21 protein-coding genes are annotated in these 19,626 nt (G+C 57.2%); 8 read left to right on the plus strand and 13 right to left on the minus strand.

Features of this window, described 5'->3' with window-relative positions; translation table 11 throughout:
• Window positions 1-58: 58 nt before the first annotated feature.
• Genes H1D41_RS02765 through H1D41_RS02790 form a run of 6 tightly spaced genes read right to left on the minus strand, consistent with a single transcriptional unit; the run spans window position 59 to window position 4,620 of the window.
• Window positions 59-313: a DUF2484 family protein gene (locus H1D41_RS02765; RefSeq protein ID WP_107495563.1), complete on the minus strand. Its 255-nt coding sequence runs from the start codon at window positions 311-313 to the stop codon at window positions 59-61.
• Complete coding sequence (locus H1D41_RS02770; RefSeq protein WP_228847477.1) at window positions 313-585, minus strand: DUF2484 family protein; 273 nt, start codon at window positions 583-585, stop codon at window positions 313-315. The genes H1D41_RS02765 and H1D41_RS02770 overlap by 1 nt, the downstream gene beginning before the upstream one ends.
• Window positions 582-872, minus strand: coding sequence for a hypothetical protein (locus H1D41_RS02775; protein ID WP_228847478.1), 291 nt, complete (start codon window positions 870-872; stop codon window positions 582-584). The genes H1D41_RS02770 and H1D41_RS02775 overlap by 4 nt, the downstream gene beginning before the upstream one ends.
• A gap of 21 nt (window positions 873-893) precedes the next feature.
• Window positions 894-2,300, minus strand: a complete 1,407-nt coding sequence (gene murC, locus H1D41_RS02780) for a UDP-N-acetylmuramate--L-alanine ligase (protein ID WP_228847479.1) — start codon at window positions 2,298-2,300, stop codon at window positions 894-896.
• Window positions 2,301-2,312: 12 nt separating this feature from the next.
• Window positions 2,313-3,419 carry a UDP-N-acetylglucosamine--N-acetylmuramyl-(pentapeptide) pyrophosphoryl-undecaprenol N-acetylglucosamine transferase gene (locus H1D41_RS02785; protein ID WP_228847480.1) on the minus strand — a complete coding sequence of 369 codons (1,107 nt, stop codon included), beginning with the start codon at window positions 3,417-3,419 and terminating at the stop codon, window positions 2,313-2,315.
• A gap of 4 nt (window positions 3,420-3,423) precedes the next feature.
• On the minus strand, window positions 3,424-4,620 hold the full coding sequence (locus tag H1D41_RS02790) for a peptidoglycan glycosyltransferase FtsW (RefSeq protein ID WP_228847481.1): 1,197 nt from the start codon (window positions 4,618-4,620) through the stop codon (window positions 3,424-3,426).
• Between the two features lie 206 nt (window positions 4,621-4,826).
• Here H1D41_RS02790 and H1D41_RS02795 point away from each other — a divergent pair, with 206 nt between their 5' ends.
• On the plus strand, window positions 4,827-6,008 hold the full coding sequence (locus H1D41_RS02795; RefSeq protein ID WP_228847482.1) for a BaiN/RdsA family NAD(P)/FAD-dependent oxidoreductase: 1,182 nt from the start codon (window positions 4,827-4,829) through the stop codon (window positions 6,006-6,008).
• A 385-nt stretch (window positions 6,009-6,393) separates the two neighbouring features.
• The gene (locus H1D41_RS02800) at window positions 6,394-7,170 is read left to right on the plus strand and encodes a class I SAM-dependent methyltransferase (RefSeq protein ID WP_228847483.1); all 777 of its coding nucleotides are present in this window, start codon (window positions 6,394-6,396) and stop codon (window positions 7,168-7,170) included.
• Here the strand turns inward: H1D41_RS02800 and H1D41_RS02805 are convergent.
• The 5 genes from H1D41_RS02805 to H1D41_RS02825 all read right to left on the minus strand — a co-directional run bounded on the left by H1D41_RS02805 (window position 7,167) and on the right by H1D41_RS02825 (window position 10,892).
• Window positions 7,167-7,466, minus strand: coding sequence for a hypothetical protein (locus tag H1D41_RS02805; RefSeq protein ID WP_228847484.1), 300 nt, complete (start codon window positions 7,464-7,466; stop codon window positions 7,167-7,169). The two genes, H1D41_RS02800 and H1D41_RS02805, sit on opposite strands and share 4 nt — an antisense overlap.
• A 429-nt stretch (window positions 7,467-7,895) precedes the next feature.
• A complete protein-coding gene (nusB, locus tag H1D41_RS02810) occupies window positions 7,896-8,399 on the minus strand; it encodes a transcription antitermination factor NusB (protein ID WP_228847485.1) in 504 nt (167 codons plus the stop codon).
• Window positions 8,396-8,950, minus strand: coding sequence for a 6,7-dimethyl-8-ribityllumazine synthase (locus tag H1D41_RS02815; RefSeq protein WP_228847486.1), 555 nt, complete (start codon window positions 8,948-8,950; stop codon window positions 8,396-8,398). The genes nusB and H1D41_RS02815 overlap by 4 nt, the downstream gene beginning before the upstream one ends.
• Window positions 8,951-8,952: 2 nt before the next feature.
• On the minus strand, window positions 8,953-10,071 hold the full coding sequence (gene ribB, locus H1D41_RS02820; RefSeq protein WP_228847487.1) for a 3,4-dihydroxy-2-butanone-4-phosphate synthase: 1,119 nt from the start codon (window positions 10,069-10,071) through the stop codon (window positions 8,953-8,955).
• A gap of 218 nt (window positions 10,072-10,289) precedes the next feature.
• Window positions 10,290-10,892 carry a riboflavin synthase gene (locus H1D41_RS02825; RefSeq protein WP_228847488.1) on the minus strand — a complete coding sequence of 201 codons (603 nt, stop codon included), beginning with the start codon at window positions 10,890-10,892 and terminating at the stop codon, window positions 10,290-10,292.
• Window positions 10,893-11,125: 233 nt separating this feature from the next.
• Between H1D41_RS02825 and H1D41_RS02830 the strand changes: the two genes are divergently transcribed.
• From H1D41_RS02830 to H1D41_RS02840, 3 genes are all read left to right on the plus strand, one after another.
• The gene (locus H1D41_RS02830; RefSeq protein WP_228847489.1) at window positions 11,126-12,427 is read left to right on the plus strand and encodes a capsule biosynthesis protein; all 1,302 of its coding nucleotides are present in this window, start codon (window positions 11,126-11,128) and stop codon (window positions 12,425-12,427) included.
• A 105-nt stretch (window positions 12,428-12,532) separates the two neighbouring features.
• A complete protein-coding gene (locus tag H1D41_RS02835) occupies window positions 12,533-13,660 on the plus strand; it encodes a polysaccharide biosynthesis/export family protein (RefSeq protein WP_228847490.1) in 1,128 nt (375 codons plus the stop codon).
• 3 nt (window positions 13,661-13,663) lie between these two features.
• On the plus strand, window positions 13,664-15,739 hold the full coding sequence (locus H1D41_RS02840) for a capsular polysaccharide biosynthesis protein (protein WP_228847491.1): 2,076 nt from the start codon (window positions 13,664-13,666) through the stop codon (window positions 15,737-15,739).
• Window position 15,740: 1 nt separating this feature from the next.
• On the opposite strand, the gene ribD is transcribed toward H1D41_RS02840, so the two are convergent.
• Window positions 15,741-16,835: a bifunctional diaminohydroxyphosphoribosylaminopyrimidine deaminase/5-amino-6-(5-phosphoribosylamino)uracil reductase RibD gene (gene ribD / locus H1D41_RS02845; protein WP_228847492.1), complete on the minus strand. Its 1,095-nt coding sequence runs from the start codon at window positions 16,833-16,835 to the stop codon at window positions 15,741-15,743.
• Window positions 16,836-16,865: 30 nt separating this feature from the next.
• The gene (nrdR, locus tag H1D41_RS02850) at window positions 16,866-17,333 is read right to left on the minus strand and encodes a transcriptional regulator NrdR (protein ID WP_228847493.1); all 468 of its coding nucleotides are present in this window, start codon (window positions 17,331-17,333) and stop codon (window positions 16,866-16,868) included.
• A gap of 446 nt (window positions 17,334-17,779) precedes the next feature.
• On the opposite strand from nrdR, the gene H1D41_RS02855 reads away from it, so the two are divergent.
• The 3 genes from H1D41_RS02855 to H1D41_RS02865 all read left to right on the plus strand — a co-directional run bounded on the left by H1D41_RS02855 (window position 17,780) and on the right by H1D41_RS02865 (window position 19,473).
• Window positions 17,780-18,247, plus strand: a complete 468-nt coding sequence (locus H1D41_RS02855; protein ID WP_228847494.1) for an NUDIX hydrolase — start codon at window positions 17,780-17,782, stop codon at window positions 18,245-18,247.
• Between the two features lie 75 nt (window positions 18,248-18,322).
• Window positions 18,323-18,796: a DUF1178 family protein gene (locus H1D41_RS02860; RefSeq protein ID WP_228847495.1), complete on the plus strand. Its 474-nt coding sequence runs from the start codon at window positions 18,323-18,325 to the stop codon at window positions 18,794-18,796.
• Window positions 18,797-18,822: 26 nt separating this feature from the next.
• Entirely contained in the window at window positions 18,823-19,473 is a 651-nt protein-coding gene (locus H1D41_RS02865; protein ID WP_228847496.1) for an SDR family NAD(P)-dependent oxidoreductase, read from the plus strand.
• The last annotated feature ends 153 nt before the right edge of the window (window positions 19,474-19,626 follow it).

Here is a 19,626-nt window from a genome sequence, read left to right on the forward strand (position 1 = left end):
GCCTGGGCCGGTTGCAGAAACCACCCACAGCATTGCGACACCAGAAAGAATTACGGTCTTAGCCCTGCCCGCGCAAACTGCGGCGCAGCCAGCGCATCAGATATACCACCGGCCAACGCAGCATCGACAGGCCCGCCGCCATGACAAGCAGCGTCAGCCAGGGGCCGTTTTGCCAGCAGATGAACCCCAACAGCGGCACACCGACCCCCATCAGCCAATAGGCGCGGGTCCAGTAATTGTCTTTTGAGGGCAGCATAGCCAGCAGATTGGCGGCAATCATCCAGACACAAGCCAGCGCGAGGGACAGATTGATCATGCGCGATCCTCCGGCCCGAGGCTGCGCTGTACATCGCGCCCTGTCCACTTGCGGAAATAGAAAATCAGCGGACGACGGAACATCGAAACAAAGCCTGCACATCCCACAAGCGCAAGGAGCGCGCCATGTTCATACCCAATAAAGCCGATCAGAAATGGTGCCAGCACCAAAAGCGTCAGCCCGGGCGGGAACTGCAGGCGCATCGGCAAAAGTGCCGTGATCGTTGCCGCAATCGCCCAGAAACAGGCCAGCATCAGAGAGAGGCTCATGTCCGGGACTTCCCTTCTTTGCGATTGGCCCACCAGGCCAGTAAAATTCCTGTCGCTCCGGACAGAAACAGTGGCCCGCCAAACAGTATCATCAGAACGATGAACAGCCCTTCCGGTGAGATGTAACCCGTATCCTCCGTGACAGCCATCATTCCGGCAAACGCGATCACAGCCAGATTGGTGATCGCAAACGTGATCAGAGCGACGCGCAGGGAATACCCCCGCGCAAGCAGATAGAAAACTGCGATGCCGGCAATCCCTGCCAGCATATAGATCACAATTCCCATGTTCTGCGCTCCTCTGTGGTCTTATGCCTTCGCTTTCTCAGGCAGGGCGTTGGTCCAGGTTGAAATCGTGCCCGCGCCAAGGCAGACCAGCATATCGCCCGGTTTGCCATGGGTGCGCAGGAAGTCCAGCAGGCCTGCTTCATCTTCCACCACATGGGCATTTTTATGACCATGGGTCGTCAGACCAGCAACCAGATCTTCGCGGGACGCGCCTTCAATTGGTTCCTCGCCCGCGGCAAAGATATTGGTGATGCCCACAATGTCTGCATCGTTGAAACAGGTGCAGAAATCTTCAAACAGGTCATGCAAACGGGAATAGCGGTGCGGCTGATGCACAGCCAGAACACGCCCGCCTTCAGACACCGCATTGCGGGCCGCTTTCAGAACCGCGTTAATTTCAACCGGATGGTGGCCATAGTCATCAATCACGGTCACGCCATCAATGTCACCCACACGGGTAAAGCGGCGGTTCACCCCGCCAAATTCCGCAAGCGCCTGACGGATCTCATCGCGTTTCATACCAAGGTGACGGGACACCGCGACAGCCGACAGTGCGTTAGACACATTGTGATCACCGGGCATCGGAAGGGTGCAACCTTCGATCACGGTGCCCTCTGCGTTCAGCTCAATATCAAAATGCGCAACACCGGCTTTCCAGACAAGGTTCACTGCACGCACATCGGCCTGCGGGTTGAAACCAAAGCTGACCACGCGGCGATCTGTGATCTTACCGACAAGGGACTGAACCTCGGGATGATCCGTGCAGCAGACCGCGATACCATAAAACGGGATGTTTTCCACAAAATCACGGAAGCCCTGACGCAGGGTGTCAAAGTCGCCCCAATGTTCCATATGTTCCGGGTCGATATTGGTGATGATCGCGATGGTCGCCGGCAGACGGTTGAAAGTGCCATCACTCTCATCGGCCTCAACCACCATCCAGTCGCCCTTGCCCATACGCGCATTTGAACCGTAGGCATGAATGATCCCGCCGTTGATCACGGTCGGGTCAATCCCGCCGTTGACCAGCAGTTCCGCAACCATTGTGGTGGTCGTGGTTTTGCCATGTGTGCCTGCAACTGCAATGTTGGACCGCAGGCGCATCAGTTCCGCCAACATTTCGGCCCGGCGCACAACAGGCAGGCCACGGCGGCGGGCTTCGTCCAGTTCCGGGTTGCCCGGTTTGATCGCGGATGAGATCACCACAACCGCAGCGCCATCCAGGTTTTCCGCCTTCTGGCCAACAAAGACTGTTGCGCCAAGACGTTCCAGACGGGCGGTGATCTTTGACGCCTTCAGGTCAGACCCCTGCACCGTATAGCCATGTTCCAGCAGCACCTCGGCGATGCCCGACATCCCAATGCCCCCGATACCGGCAAAATGGATTGGGCCAATTTCAGTGGGGAGCTTGGTGGCTGCGGCGTTCATATGACTTCTTTCTTAACTATCTGCGCCTGACATGGCGATTAACTGATCAACAAGCGCGACAAGCGCCTCTGTGGCATCCGGGCGGCCCTGATCCAATGCGGAATGTGCCATATGAATAGCGGCATCGGGGTTTTCCAGAATTGCCGTGATATGCCCGCTGAGGGTCGTGGAATCAAGCAGGGATTCCGGGATCAGCACGGCGGCGTCCGCATCCACAAGGCCACGGGCATTCGCGGCCTGATGATCGCCGGTTGCCGCGGCAAAAGGGATGAGGATTGATGGGCGGCCAATCACGCTGATATCTGCAACGCTGGACGCACCGGAACGGCTGATTACCAGCTGTGCTTCGCCCATGCGGCGCGGCACATCTTCAAAGAAAGGCTGCACGTCGGCGCGGATACCCGCCTGATCGTAATAGGCGCGCACACGTTCTTCATCTTCGCCCCTCGCCTGATGTGAGACATTCACATGCTGACGGATATGATCCGGCAGGCTGGCAATCGCCTCTGGCACAACATCCGACAGAATGCGTGCGCCTTGCGATCCGCCAATCACCAGAATATCCATCGGGTAGTCACCTGGCGGGATATAAGGCGCACCGGCTTTTTCCAATACAGCGCCCCGCACAGGGTTACCCGTATGCACGCCTTCAACACCGGCAGGCAGATCGGTGGGCCAGGTGCCGCAGGCAACCTGATCGACGCGTTTCGCAAAGATCTTATTCACGCGGCCCAGCACGCCGTTCTGTTCATGGATCATGCGCGGACGGCGCAAAAGCCAGGCGGCGGACACCGCAGGGATCGCAGGATAGCCACCAAACCCGACAACTACATCAGGTTTATCGCGCATCATGCGCCGGGTCATCGACAGAATTCCACCAAGAATCTTAAATGGCACCGCCAGTTTCGCGAGCTTACCGCCGCGTGCAAAAGTGGCGGATGAGATTTCCTCAATCTCAACCACATGAGGAAAGCCACCGGTATAGCGCGCACCACGCGCATCCGTGGACAGCTTCACCCGCCAGCCCTTGCGCAGCATCGCTTCTGCCAGGGCCTGGGCCGGGAACATATGGCCGCCGGTGCCACCGGCAGCGATAATCATTAAGGGTGCTTTGTTCATTCTATCAGCCTCGGTTGTGCACCGGATGGGTGCTGAAATGGCCTGCACGGCGGAAGTGATCCCCCAGCGCGCCCTGCGGACGTTCGCGGGTGAAGGCCAGAAGCATGCCAAGGGCAATGCCGCCTGCGATCAGGGAAGAACCCCCATAGCTGACGAATGGCAGGGTCATGCCTTTGGCCGGCAGGATACGCGCGGCAACGCCCATATTCACGAAGGCCTGTACGCCAAACATACAGGCCAGACCAGTGCCCGCGAGGCGGATGAAAAGATCACGTTCACGCACCAGACGCACGAGGGACCGCAGAGTGATCAGCGCAAAAAGCGCGATGATAATCACAACCAGCACCAGGCCATATTCTTCCGCAGCAACTGCGATAATGAAATCGGTATGCGCATCCGGCAGCCACCATTTGACCTGACCTTCGCCAAGACCCACGCCAAACAGCCCGCCTTCGCGGATCGCATCGGTTGCGTAACCCATCTGTGTTGTGGGGTCGACATCCGCGCTCATGAAACCATCAATCCGGCGGGCGAAGTGTTCGGAACTGTTGTAGGCAACAACGCCAGCGACAATCACAAACCCGGCCATAACGGCCAGCAGCATGAAGGGCGCACCGGCGACAAAATACATCACGCCCCAGCCGAACAGCACAAGGCAGGCCTGGCCAAAGTCCGGCTGCATCGCAAGGAACATGCAGATCACCACCGTCAGGAAAAATGACATGGTTTTGCCGGGCGGTCCGTTGATTTCCTGGCTGGCGGCCATCAGCCAGGCTGCGATAATTACAAAGCCCGGTTTCAGGAATTCAGAAGGCTGCACAGAGGCAAAACCAAGGGAATACCAACGGGTCGCTCCTTTGCCGAAATCCGTGCCCAGAACCGGCAACAGTGCGAGTGCAATAAAGGCGCAGATAAAGCCAAGAACGCCCAGACGGCGCACAAGCGATGGCGACATCATGGATGTCAGCAACATCACTGTCAGAGCCATACCACCAAAGATCGCCTGCCGTTCGACATAGTGAAAAGCCGCAAATCCGTTTTTCGCTGCAAGCGGTGGAGAAGCCGCAAGACCCAGGAAAATTCCGATCCCGAACAGGATCAGAACGCTTGCCAGTGTCCATTTATCAATCGTGCGCCACCAGCGCGGCAAGACCGGCTCACCTCGGGTTACGGGAACGGAACCATACACCATCTCTGTCATGGAAACTGCCTTTTTGCCTCAGAACACGCCCAAAATCAGGGCCTTACACCTTATTCACCGATTGAAAACCGGTGTTTTTCTTGTGAATGACTGCTCAGTCCTGCCCGGTTTTCCGGGTCTGACTTTTATTCTAGCGCGTTTATGTCCTTCTGACCAGCCCGCGCCTGCCCCCTTGCACAATTCCGCCGCCCATGATCAGAGAGGGCATGGATTATGACGTAATTATCATAGGCGCGGGTGCCGCCGGTATGATGGCTGCTGCGGTGGCCGGACAGCGTGGCGCGCGGGTGTTGGTCGTGGATCATGCGAAGGCCGCGGGCGACAAAATCCGCATTTCCGGCGGCGGGCGCTGCAACTTTACAAATATGTATGCGGGGCCTGAAAATTTCCTCTCGCAAAACCCGCATTTCTGCAAATCCGCCCTGTCGCGCTTTGGCCCCTGGGATTTTGTCGAGATGGTCGATCGTCACGGAATTCAGTGGCATGAGAAAACCCTGGGGCAGCTGTTCTGTGACAATTCCGCGAAAGACATCATTGCGATGTTGTTGACTGAGATGGAGACCGGTGGCGCTGAACTTTCCCTGAAGTCCGAAATCAGCCGGATTGAGAAGGCCCGTGACGGGTTTCGTGTGACGGCAAACGGGCGGGTTCTGACCTGTGCGAAGCTTGTGGTCGCCTGTGGTGGGAAATCCATTCCGAAGATGGGTGCAACCGGCTTTGGCTATGAGATTGCGCAACAATTTGACCTGCGGATTGTGCCAACACGTGCAGGACTTGTGCCTTTCACCTTTCAGGGTGCCCTTCTGGAGAAGCTGAAATCCATTGCCGGGGTTGCACTACCTGCCCGTGTGACGGCTGGTGGCACCGGGTTTGATGAGGCTTTGCTTTTCACCCATCGCGGCCTCTCCGGCCCGGCAGTGCTGCAGGCCTCCTCCTACTGGGAAGAAGCTGCACCTATATCACTGTCGCTTCTGCCGGACACAGATCTTCCGGCAGCCCTGAAGGCCCAACGGCAGGCCAAAGGTGGCATCGGCATGACCCGGGCTTTGTCCGAATATTTCCCCAAACGCCTTGCAGCCTTGCTTGCAGAAGAATTCGCCCCTGACGGCAATCTGGCGGATCAATCCGATCAGGCAATTGATGAGCTGACGGCAAAATTGCGCAACTGGAAGGTCACTCCTTCCGGCACAGAAGGTTACCGCACAGCCGAGGTCACCTTAGGTGGCGTAAATACGGATGAATTGTCATCCAAAACCATGGAAGCGAAATCCGTACCAGGATTGTATTTCATAGGTGAGGTCGTGGATGTCACCGGCTGGTTGGGCGGGTTCAATTTTCAATGGGCCTGGGCATCAGGCGTGGCCTGTGGGCAGGCTGTGGCGCAATAACCTCTTACGCTTTGCGCGTCCGGCTTACGTGCTTATGGGAATTCCGGTTTTCCGGTTTTCCGGTTTTCCGGTTTTCCGGTTTTCCGGTTTTCCGGTGAACTTGCCCGCGCCCTCTCTCAGATCAACCCCTTGTCCACCCGCCATTCACACCCTATATCTGTTCGTGGCGGGTTCTGCCCTTCTCGTGAACGGGTTCAATTCCAGTGGCCTTAAGCTTTTTCGAGGGAGCTGGCTCTGTGCGGACCCTGGTCCACTTACCTGGCGCCCACCTGTACATACAGGTCCTCGGGAATTCACACACCCACACGGCTGCGTTTGCGGGCCCGCCACTTTTCCTTGCTTTCCTGACCTGACCACCGCAGGCTGCGCGCGGGAGGATTCCAATATGGCAGGCGCCGGCATTCAGTATCCGGATCATTTCATCACCCGACTTCAGGCGGTCTGGGGGCGTGGTTTTCTGTCACCAGGTGGACCAGAGGAAGTGAAACGCATTGTTGATGGGCTGGATCTGGCTGGGAAATCTCTGCTTGATATCGGCTTTGGCACCGGCGGCCCCGCAGCAGTTCTTGCGTCGCTTGGCGCACAAGTGACGGGTACGGATATCGAACCACAACTTCTGCCCCATGCCGAAGCCACGCGTCAGGCTTCAGACCATAGGGATCAGATCACCCTGATCCTGACAGATCCCGGACCACTGCCGTTTGAGGACGCCTCTTTTGACGTGATCTTTTCCAAAGACAGCCTGATCCATGTGCCCGACAAAGCCGCGATGTATGGCGAAATTCTGCGGGTGCTGCGCCCGGGTGGTGTCTTTGCCGCCAGTGACTGGCTGATGGGCGAAGGCGCGGAAGCCGCCCGGGTGATGGCGGAGTTCAACGCCCGGGGCTATCTTGATTTCCGCATGGCGACCGCAAGCCAGACTGCTGATATCCTGCGCGAATGCGGATTTGAGGCCGTAACAACCCTCGATCGCAACGCCTGGTACGCGGATCTGGCCGCGCGTGAGGTGAAGAAGGTTGAGGAAGAACTATACGATGATCTGGTGCGTGAAGTCGGCACTGAGATCATGCAGGACTGGCTGCAGATCCGCCGTCATCTGGCCGAAGCCGCACGTCTTGGCAGCTTATGCCCGACACATCTGCGGGCCGTAAAACCAGCTTAACGCTGCTCTGTGACTTTCACTGGTGCTGCCTTATTAAACACGCGCTGCGTTTTGCCACGGGTTGGCGGATTTTCCTTATCCCCCAGCCGCATGATCGCAATCGCGGCCTGCACGCCAGCAAAGACAATACCATTGAACATAAAAAGCATGATCACCGCGACAAGGCCCATGTCCGAGGTGGAAACAAGATGCCAGAGGTTCGCCACGTTGAACCAGAGCAACGCGGTCACGAATGCCGCCGACAGGCCAAAGCCAATCAGAACATTGCGGATGTAAAGGCGGATCAATGGGGGCATGGGGCTCTCCTGTATCAATGTCATTATGACAGGGGCTTCCCCGGGTGTCAGCCGGCACAAAGTCGCAGTTTTTGCCGGTGCAAAGCTCCTGCCCTGCCCGGTTGTCTGCTGCTTAACGCATAATGGTGATGCCGGTTGGTAATGTGGCGGCGCCGCCCATACGGAGGATGAGACCGGGCTGTGAAACCCGGTGAGGAAGCTTGTTTCGCCCAGTATTTTATCGGGCCTCGTTCCGTTTATGGTTCCCGGATTGATAGTCCGGGTCTGATCGATCAGTCAGAACTATGCTGTGTGAATCTTTAGATTTCACAAGTGGCAAGTACGCTGCCTGCGATTGTTCATCGAAAGACCGGAAGGAGACCAGCTCCGCCCCAGAGTATTTATGGAAAGATGAACAGCGAACCTGCCCATAGAGAAGCGAAGAGGCGTTCAGAACGCCTCTGGCTTTGCTTCACGTGCCATGTGATCCAGCACTGCATTCACGAACTTCGGTTCGCGGCCTTCCGGGTGGAAAGCTTTTGCCACATCCACAAATTCAGTGATCACAACCTTTGGCGGCGCAATACCAAAAAGCAGCTCCGCAGCAGCAGCCCGGAACAGCGCACGCAGGGTTGTGTCGATACGGCCCAGGGGCCATTTTGCCACCAGCGCACGATCGGTCAGCTGGTCGACCTGCGCCTGATTATCAACCGCATCGGCGATCAGCTTGCGGAACAGGCCAGTGTCGCCTTCCGCCATATCATATTCGCCGAAGTCCTCGCCAAAGCGGTGTTCTTCAAATTCGCGACGTACAGCTTCCACGTTCTGGTCAGACACTTCCATCTGATACAGGGCCTGCACCGCAAAAAAGCGGGAAGCGGAACGCATTTTGCGCAGCTGGTTGCCGGAGGGTTTCGGCGCGTCTTCCGGTTTGGTTTCAGGCGTATCAGTCATGCTTTTGCGGGTCCGTTGTCAGTGCTGGCAGACGCGATGCGGAATTCTTCCGAGGCAGGTTTAAAACCGATGCCTTTCGTCTGGGTGCCCCATTTGCGCGAAAGTGCGATCAAATGCAAGGCCGCAGCGGCTGCACCGCCACCTTTATTCTGATCTTTCGGATCTGCGCGCACCTCTGCCTGGGGGCGGTTTTCCACGGTCAGGATGCCATTGCCGATGCAGGCCCCCTGCAGACCCAGCAGCTGGATCGCACGGGATGAGTCATTGCAGACGGTTTCGTAATGGGTGGTTTCACCGCGCACAACACAGCCCAGCGCCACGTAACCATCAAAATTCGCCTGACGTTCCGCGATTGAAATCGCGGTCGGAATTTCCAGAGCACCAGGCACTTCCACCAGTTCATATGTGCCGCCAGATGCTTCGATCTCAGCCACCGCACCGGCAACCATATTGTCAGCGATGTCTTTGTAATAAGGTGACACCACGATCAGCAGTTTCACCGGCTTATCAAATTCCGCACGCGGCATGATGTAATGGGATGGACCAGCCATGCTTATGCCTCCTCATTGATCGGACGGGTGCCCGTGATTTCAAGATCCCAGGCCTCAAGCCCAAGATATGTTGTATCCGGTGAATTTGTCAGCAGTTCCAGCTTGTGCAGACCCAGCTTGGACATGATCTGCGCACCAATGCCGGTCTGTTTGATGGTACGCGGAGCGTGATCATCGTCGTCAAGCATCAGTTTCGGGCGCGGTTCACGGAAGAGAACCACAAGACCACGGCCCTCTGCGGCGATGATTTCCATCGCTTCGCCGAGCTTATCAGAACCACCAGAACCAATCGCCAGGACGTCTTCCATCGGATTGATCGCATGGGCGCGGGTCAGAACCGGCGCATCGGTGGTGATGTCACCTTTGATCAGGGCCACATGTTCGGTGCCGGTCAGCTGATCGGTGAACAGGCGCATGTCCCAGTCACCACCATGGGCGGAGGTGACGGTTTCTTTATGGGTTTCATCCACAAGGTTATCGTGGCGCTGACGCCAGGCGATCAGGTCAGAAATCGTGCCGATCTTCAGGTCATGTTTCGCAGCATAGGAGACAAGATCAGGCAGACGGGCCATGGTACCGTCATCATTCATGATCTCACAGATCACACCAGAGGGGTTCAGGCCTGCCAGACGGGATACATCCACCGCAGCTTCTGTATGGCCAGCCCGCACCAGAACACCGCCATTGCGCGCGCGCAGCGGGAAGACGTGACCAGGGGTTGCGATATCCGCCTGAGTGTTGTCGGGGTTAATCGCGGTAGCGATGGTCAGGGCACGGTCCGCGGCGGAGATCCCGGTAGACACGCCTTCACGTGCTTCAATCGACACAGTGAACGCGGTTTCGTGACGGGAGGAATTGTTTACCGCCATCATCGGCAGAGCCAGCTCATCCACACGCGCTTCGGTCATGGGCAGGCAGATCAGCCCGCGGCCGTGGGTGGCCATGAAATTGATCGCGGCGTCATCGGCAAATTCGGCTGCAATCACCAGATCGCCTTCGTTTTCACGGTCCTCATGATCCACAAGGATAAACATGCGGCCTTCGCGCGCGTCTTTGATGATCTCGGAAATCGGGCTGATGGCGGCGGCGATTTCAGCCTCGCTCAGGGGGGATGTGGTCATGGCAGCTACTCTCGTGATGCGCCCCGGCAGACGGGACGCCTCCGGATACACCTTATGGGCCAGAAGGGAAAGAGAATTTGCGCCATACAAAAGGAGTGGCTCCCGCCAGGTTTACATTCTGACGAATGAAACCTGTTGGGCATGGCAGGCTTCGCCTGCAGTGGCGCGAAACCGCGCAGAAAGGAGACCCCGTGCCACGCGCCGTGTCTGGCGCAGTGTCAGCCAAATTCCCGCAGGCGGGCGACGTAGCGGGCCATGGTGTCGATTTCGAGGTTGATGAAATCGCCCTCTTTCACATCGCCCCAGGTGGTCACCTCTTTGGTATGTGGGATGACATTGATGCCGAAGGTGCAGCCGTCAACCTCATTCACGGTCAGTGATGTGCCGTTCAGCGCCACAGAGCCTTTTGGCGCAATAAAGCGTGCCAGGTCTTCCGGGGCGCGGAAGGTCATGCGGGTGCTGTCACCTTCGTCACGCAGCTCAACCAGTTCAGCCACGCCGTCTACATGGCCTGAGACAATATGCCCGCCCAGTTCATCCCCGACTTTCAGCGCGCGTTCCAGGTTCAGACGACGCCCGGCAAACCAGGCATTGCGGCCGATATTCGTGAGATTCACGCTTTCGGCGGAAATTTCCACATCAAACCAGTTCTTTGAGCTGATGCCCGTCGCAATCACCGTCAGGCAGACCCCGTCACAGGCGATGGACGCGCCCAGATCAATGCCCTCAATGTCATAAGACGTACCAATACGTGCACGCAGATCGCCGCGCTGTTCGGTTTCAAGCACTTCGCCAATGTCTGTGATAATTCCGGTAAACATGATGCGCCCTCTTGCGTGATGCCTTTGTCGTCGGGGTAGCCTGTTGTGCAAAGCCGTGCAAGAAAAACCCGGCGCGCTGATCTGAGTTTATCTCTGCGCCCCTGACTTGCGCAAATTACCCTGCTCAGGCTAAAGTTGCGACAACGCATCTTCCGGCTGCCATATTCCGGACGAAAACAAATTGTATAAGTAAAACACTGGCCGGATCAGCACCGGCGAAAGTACGGGCATTAATGAGTTTACCATCGGCATCCCATTCAGGCGGACATCGCTTTCTGTTTCTCCAGGGCCCTCACGGGCCGTTTTTTGCGCGCCTGGGGAAAATGCTGCGGGCGGCGGGGGCAGATGTCTGGCGTGTGGGGTTTAATGCCGGGGACCAGGCCATGTGGTTTCGCAACCCCGGTTATATTCCCTACACCGGCAATCCCGAGGACTGGCCCGCATTTTACGACAATCTGCTGACAGAACATCAGATCACTGACATCGTCCTTTATGGGGACACCCGTCAGATCCATGCGACAGCGGTAGAACATGCGCGCAGCCTGGGTCTGCGCGTGCATATCTTTGAAGAAGGCTATCTGCGCCCCTATTGGATCACCTATGAGCGTGGCGGCTCAAACGGCCACTCCCGCCTGATGGATCTGGACATCCCCGCTATGCAGAAAGCACTTGAAACCGTCGACATGGATGCGCCGGAAGCCCCGGCCCATTGGGGTGATATGCGTCAGCACATGTTTTACGGCGCTTTGTACCACTGGCACGTGATGCTGCGGAACCGGAAGTACAAAGGGTTCCGTCCCCATCGCGAAATCAGTGTCTGGCAGGAATTCCGGCTCTACTTTCAGCGACTGATGCTTGCCCCCATACTTGCGATTGACCGTATCATTGCAACAGCCCGGATCAAATACGGCGGGTTCCCCTACCATCTCGCGCTTTTGCAGCTGGAACATGATTCAAGCTTCCGCATGCACAGCCCTTTCACCAGCATGACCGAGTTTCTTGAAACCGCCATCAAAGGGTTTGCAGAAGGAGCACCGCAACATCACCACCTGGTGTTCAAGGCCCATCCACTGGAAGACGGCCGAGTTCCGCAACGACGCGAAATCCGCCGAATCGCCAAAGAACATGGCGTTGAGAATCGGGTACACTATGTCCGTGGAGGTAAACTTGCCAAGCTTCTGAATCACGCCAGAAGTGCAATCACCGTCAATTCCACCGCCGCACAACAGGTGCTCTGGCGGGGGTTACCACTGAAGGTTTTCGGTGAGGCTGTCTATTCAAAACCAGAGTTTGTCTCACGTCAGGCCCTGCCTGAATTCTTCACGCATCCGACACGGCCAGACACCCGCGCCTATCGTGATTATCGCCATTTTCTTCTGGAAACTTCACAAATCACCGGTGGCTTCTACTCTGCACGGGGACGGCGTCAGGTCTTGCGACAGGTGGTTGATCTGATGCTTTCAGCGCAGGATCCTTATGATGCGCTGATCTCAGGCAACGCGGCCCCGAGGCAACAGTTGCACAGCATCCGGTAAGCACCTGTAAACGAATCTGGATTTCTTGCGCCGGCTTCGCTACGGTCTACCAAAAGAAAGTGATGAAAAAAACTTCATCCGATAAGTTTTAAAGAGGGCGCAGTATTGTTTTATTTGACCTCCCGCTGGGTGAAACCTCTGGTGTTGACGGCAGCTGTTCTTTCGCTGGCCGGTTGCGGCCTGCCGCGTTCCGGTCCGAACAAACAGGAAATCAACGCTGGTGCCGATGAAACCTTTGGCAACTCTTTTGTTGTCCCGGTTGACCATCAGACCGCGCAACAGATCGCGCGTGCCCCCACCGGTGGGTTCTCATCCGCGTTCCTGAACGCTGGCGAAGTTGGCTCTGACACCATCCGCCCTGGTGACACCCTTGGCCTGACCATCTGGGAAAACGTCGAAACCGGCGTTTTGGGGACTCGCGGCGTACCTTCTGTCCTGGATCAGGTTCAGGTTGATGGGGCCGGTATGATATTTGTGCCCTATGCGGGCCGTGTCCGTGCTTCGGGCAATACACCAGACGCATTGCGCCGGATTATTACAGAAAAGCTGGATGAACAGACACCTGACCCCCAGGTTATGGTCACACGCCTGGCCGGTGATGGGGCAACCGTATCTATCGTTGGTGGCGTCGGCGCGCAGGGCGTTTATCCGATCGAACGCCCCACGCGAACTCTGGCAGCGATGATCGCCCAGGCCGGCGGCATTCAGATTGAACCTGAAATCACAAAAATCCGCGTGTTGCGTGGCGCGCAGAGCGGCACAATCTGGCTGGAAGATCTTTATTCAAACCCTGCCCTTGATATTGCATTGCGTGCCAACGACCGCGTGCTTATTGAAGCAGACACACGGTCCTTTACCGCCCTCGGTGCGACCGGCGCACAAAACCGCGTCGCCTTTGAATCCCAGGACCTGAGCGCAATTGAAGCCATTGCCCAGGTTGGCGGGCTCTCAAGCAACATCGCAGATCCTACCGGCATTTTTGTTTTCCGGGATGAAACCGCCCAGGCCACCAATGCCGTTCTGAACCGCACCGATCTGCAAGGCCCTCAACGGGTCGCCTATGTGCTTGATCTGACACAGCCCAACGGCGTCTTCCTGGCAAGGGATTTCATGATCCGCGATGAAGACACGATTTATGTGACCGAAGCGCCATTTGTTCAGTGGAACAAAACCATTGGTGCTCTGACCGGTTCACTTTCGTCCGCAGATGCGATCAACAGCGTCGTGAACTGATGCATGCCTGAGGCGCGTTACGCTGCAAAAGATACAAACGCCGGGTCTGAAGAGGCCCGGCGTCTTTACGTCTACAATGGTGGCTTCCTGACACAGGGGCGCATCCGGCGCATTCTGTCGCTGGCAGGCTATGACATTAAGATCGGCACACCTGGCGCAGGTGATCTGGTGGGCGTCTGGGGCAAAAGCCCGACTTCACCACGCGGGGAAAAAGTCGCACAGCATTTTGACAGCCCGGTTCTGCGGGTCGAAGATGCCTTTCTGCGGTCTGTTCTGCCCGGACGCAGCGGAAGTGAACCCATAGGGCTGCTGCTGGATGAAAAAGGTGTGCATTTTGACAGCTCTGCCCCCAGTGATCTGGAAGAGATCCTGAAGCACCACCCGCTGGACGACGCCGCCATTCTGAACCGCGCCCGTGGCGCAATGGAACGCATCCGCAAGGCGCATCTGTCGAAATACAATAACTTTGATCCCGCAGCCCCCCTGCCCGATCCCGGTTATGTGCTGGTGCTGGATCAGACCCGTGGTGATGCTTCTGTTACCTATAGCGGGGCGGACTCAAATAGCTTTAAGGAAATGCTGACCACTGCCCGGCTGGAACATCCAAACACGCCCATCCTGATCAAAAGCCACCCGGAAACCGGGGCAGGCTATCGTGAAGGTTACTTCGGCCCGCAGGACGAAAACGATCAGGTTCGCCTGTTCACCGATCCGGTTTCGCCTCACGCCCTGCTGGAAGGGGCCAATGCGGTTTATACGGTGTCCTCCACCCTTGGGTTTGAGGCGATCTTCACCGGCCACAAACCCCGGGTTTTTGGCCAGCCCTGTTACGCGGGGTGGGGGCTGACCGATGACGAACATCCCCTGGACCGTCGCCAGCGTGAATTGACCCGCGCGCAATTGTTTGCCGCTGTCATGATCCTTTATCCGACCTGGTATGATCCGGCCAATGATCGCCTTTGTGAACTTGAAGACGCCATTGGCGCCCTTGAGGCTGAAGTGCGGCAATGGCGCGAAGATCAGCAGGGCTATACAGCCATGGCCATGCGCAGCTGGAAGCGCGGACATCTGCAGAAGTTCTTTGGTGCACAAAAAGCCGTCAGGTTTGATGACCGCCCCCGACGCGCCACAACCATGGCCCGGCAGCAGGATCGTAAGCTGATGATCTGGGCGGGCTATGCAAAGGAAGAGATCCGCAATATCGCCGGGGATACGTCTCTGATCCGGGTGGAAGACGGGTTTCTGCGGTCGCGTGGGCTTGGGGCCGATCTGATCCCGCCACTGTCGCTCGTCGCAGATGATCTGGGGATCTATTACGACCCCACCAGAGAGTGCCGCCTTGAAACCCTGATCCATGCCCGCCCGCGCCTAAGCGATGCGGAAACCACGCGGATTGAACGGCTGATCCATAAGATCACCGATGGCGGGCTGAGCAAATATAACCTCAGCAAGGAAACCGCACTGCCGGACATTCCCGAAGGCCGCAAACTTGTCCTGGTGCCAGGTCAGGTTGAAGATGATGCGTCAATCCGGCTGGGCACAACGGATGTCACCACAAACCGCGCCCTGCTGGAAGCCACCCGCGCGCTTTATCCCGATGCGGTGATCCTCTACAAACCCCACCCGGATTGCGAAGCAGGTCTGCGCAAAGGCGGGATCAGCGCGGAAGAGGCCCTGACCTGGGTTGATCACGTGATGGAAGATGCTGACGCGATGGCGCTGCTGGATCACGTGGATGTGGTATCAACCATGACCTCGCTTATGGGGTTCGAAGCCCTGTTGCGCGGCAGGAAAGTCACCTGTTTTGGCGCGCCTTTTTATGCAGGCTGGGGGCTGACGAAGGATATGTCAGACACACCTGCCCGGCGCGATTGCTATCCGACGCTGCCCGCCCTGGCCCATGCGGCCCTGATTGACTATCCGCGCTACTTTGATCCGAAATCCGGCCGTCCTGTACCGGCAGAGGTCGTGGTAGAGCGCCTGGTTTCCGGTGATATTCCCGCGCCGTCACGCCACAATCGCATGGTTGCGAAACTTCAGGGCTGGTTTGCCGGTTACAGCTGGATCTGGCGGCGCTGATTTATTTCCGCTGCCAGCGGTGCAGAATATCCGCGCCCAGCCTGCGCACATCGCGCAGATCAAAACGGGGCGTGTCTGCCAGATGTTCGAACCCCATCGGCGCAAGAGACGCCAGCCCTTCCGCCCCCAGCATCACACCCGCCGTATAGCCCGACACATGATCCGCAAGATCCGCCCGCAGCATCGCCGCCGCCAGACTGCCGCCCCCTTCGCAATACACCCGCGTCAGCCCCGCGCTACCCAGCGCCTGCATCATGGATTGCGGGCAAAGCGTGCCGTTGATTTCATCCACCTCAAACAGTTTTGCGCCGCAGGCCCCCCAGGCCTCCCGCCGCTCTGGCAGGGCCGAAGCCCCGTGCAACAGCCAGACCGGAATATCGCGCGCGGTCTGCGCCAGTTTTCCAGTCAGGGGAATATCAAGCATCCGCGCGGCAATCACCCGTACCGGCTGATGGGTGATACCAAGCCCGCGCACGTTCAGGGATGGATCATCCGCCCGCGCAGTCCCTGCCCCGACAAGCACCGCGTCATGACAGGCGCGTTCCATATGCACATTGCGGCGCGCCTCGGGACCGGTGATCCACTGGCTTTCGCCGCTGGCCATGGCAATACGCCCGTCAAAACTGGACGCAAGCTTCAGCGTCAGCATCGGACGACCCTGGTTCACGCGGTTAAAGAAACCTTCATTGATTTGCTGCGCCTCATCTGCGCAAAGCCCGGTATCAACCGTGATCCCGGCGTCCCGCAGCATCTGATGCCCGCCACCGGCAACGCGGGGGTCGTCATCTGTCAGGGCTGACACAACACGCGCGACACCGGCATCAATCAGTGCCTGCGCACAGGGCGGGGTTTTTCCGAAATGGGAACAGGGTTCCAGGGTGACATAGACTGTTGCGCCACGCGCGGCATCACCGGCCATGGCAAGCGCCTGGGGTTCACCATGGGGCCGCCCGCCAGGTGCTGTATGCCCGCGCCCGACAACAAGGCCGTCTTTCACAATGACACAGCCAACGGAAGGATTAGGCCAGACACGCCCCAGCCCACGCCGCGCCAGCATCAGCGCATGATTCATATGGCGCAGATCATCTTGCGTCATAGCAGCCCCCATCTTCCGGCCGGTCAGGAATTAGTCGTTGTCCAGTACATCCGGGCGCAATTCGCTGACAAATTTGTCAAAATCATCCGCGGCCTGGAAGTTTTTATAGACGCTGGCGAAACGCACATAGGCCACGGTATCAATCCGGGCGAGCGCTTCCATGGTGATCTCGCCAATCTGGCGGGACGGGATATCCGTATCCCCCATGCTTTCCAGACGCCGCACGATGCCGGAAATCATCTGATCAATGCGTTCCGGTTCAATCGGGCGTTTCTGCATGGAAATACGGATGGAACGTTCCAGCTTATCCCGGTCGAAATCCTCGCGTTTCCCGTTGCTTTTGATCACAACCAAATCGCGCAGCTGCACCCGTTCATAGGTGGTGAAACGACCCCCACAGGACGGGCAGAACCGACGCCGGCGAATGGCAACGTGATCTTCCGCCGGGCGTGAATCTTTCACCTGCGTATCTACATTTCCGCAATATGGGCAGCGCATTGCATCCCCCTGCCTTTGTCTCTCTGTTGCAGGCACTATAGGCAGCCCCCTGGGTTTTGGGTAGCCCTAAGTTTTATCCACTATGTCTGCCCCGCTTCCCTGGTAGTTCGACAGCTGTGTCATCACTTTTCCGGCATAAACCACGCCGCAAAAAACCGCATATAACGCGGGGGTTGCAGCGCCAGAAATTGCCTTATTTCCCGCATTTCGGGAAAAATCCGTTCCCCTTCCCCCTGGAAATCCCCTGAAGATCACTTATTTCAGGGGTAAGTTGAGGCTTGGCCAAAGCAGCTACACAATATATTGTGGTTGTAAAATATGACCAGGCGAAGTAAGCGGTGGCCTGCTCTGACAAGAGCAATGCGAACAGGAAAAAAGCGGCAGCGTAAGCCAATTGCAATATATTGCGCAGAAACTGCCCGCTGACAGGCAAGTAATACGTAACGATGATAGCAACGAAGCAACAACCGATTAAGCTGGCCGATGGCGGCAAACGTTCCGTACGAACGCAGTTTGGTGCGCTTTGCTATCGGTACCATAATGACAAGCTGCAGGTTCTGCTGATTTCCTCCCGTGGCGTCGGGCGCTGGGTGATCCCCAAGGGCTGGCCGATGGATGAGAAAACCCCGGCAGAAGCCTCTGCGACTGAGGCGTTTGAAGAAGCCGGCGTAAAGGGCAAAGTCTATGAGACCTGTCTTGGCCTTTATTCCACCATGCGCGAAGCCCCCGGTGATGAACTGATCCCCTGTATCGTTGCGATCTTTCCGATGAAGGTGAAAGAGCTGCTGGATGACTATCCCGAGGCGGATGAACGCAGCCGGGAATGGTTCACCCCAAAGAAAGCCGCAAGCCTGATTGACGAACCTGAACTGGCGCAGATCATCCGTAATTTTGATCCCAAAACCATTCTGTAAGCGCGCGTCCCTGCCCTGCGGCATTGTCATTTCCGGCCCGGGCTCTTATCTAAAGAATAAGAACAGGAAGACCCGATGATCCGTTACACGTTGAAATGTGAAAATGATCACAGCTTTGACAGCTGGTTTCAGTCTGCTGATGCTTTTGACAAGCTTCAGGCTGCGGGTATGAATGCCTGCCCTGACTGTGGCAGCGTAAAAGTCGCAAAATCTCTGATGGCGCCGCAGGTCACAACCGCACGGAAAAAAGCGGCGGCCCCGGTGGAACCTGCATCTGTACCCGCGGAAACCGCGCCTGCGCCCGAAGCCCCGCTCAGCACACCACAAAGCGAAGCGGAAGCTGCCATCACCCGCATGAAAGCCGAAGTCGAGAAAAATTCCGAATATGTCGGAATGAGTTTCGCGGAAGAAGCCCGCGCCATGCATGACGGTGAAATTGACAACCGCCCGATCTGGGGCGAAGCGAAACCCGAAGAGGCAAAATCCCTGATCGAAGACGGCGTGCCGGTTCTGCCTTTGCCCTTTACCCCCACACGCAAAACCAACTAATCTGCCGCAAAAGCGGGAGAGATATGATGACAGTTCTGATCACAGGCGCCAATCGCGGCATTGGCGCAGAAATGATGCATCAGTATCAGGCGAGAAATCAGCGTGTCATCGGCACAACCCGCGGTGCAGAGGGGCGCGATATGCTTTCTGTGGATGTGACCTCGGATACCTCACTACAGGATCTTTCGCAGTCACTCGGAACTCAGGCGCTTGATCTGCTGATCTGCAATGCAGGGGTGTACCAGGACAAGGGCCGCTATATCGGGGATGATCTGCCGTCTGACATCTGGGCGCAGACTTTCGCCGCCAATGTCACCGGCGCCTACAAAACAATTGAGGCCTGCCTGCCTGCCCTGCGCCGGTCCGACAAGGCACGCATTGCCATCATTGGGTCACAAATGGGCACGCGCGACAAAGCCCAGGGCGGCAGCTATATTTACCGGGCCTCCAAGGCGGCTGTGATCAATCTGGCATTTAATCTGGCTCATGATCTGCGCGAAGAAGGCATCGCTGTTGGCGTCTACCATCCGGGCTGGGTGCAGACAGATATGGGTGGCGAGGCTGGTCATGTGACGCCCGAAGCTTCGGCCAGCCAGCTGATCGGTCACTTTGATCGCCTGGATATGTCCCGCAGTGGTGAATTTCTGGCGTTTGATGGCGCCCCCCACGCTTTGTGATGTATCGCCTTCGCCTACCTAAAACACATCCATAGGTGGATTTAAATCGGACTCAATCCACCTTTAAGCATTTAAGATCAATGTGATATCGAAAACAAACCATCACAGCGCCACAATTTAACCACAGTTGCGGGGTCAATCAGGCCCTGTTTT

The organism is Halocynthiibacter styelae (assembly GCF_016123485.1).
Lineage (GTDB): Bacteria > Pseudomonadota > Alphaproteobacteria > Rhodobacterales > Rhodobacteraceae > Halocynthiibacter > Halocynthiibacter styelae.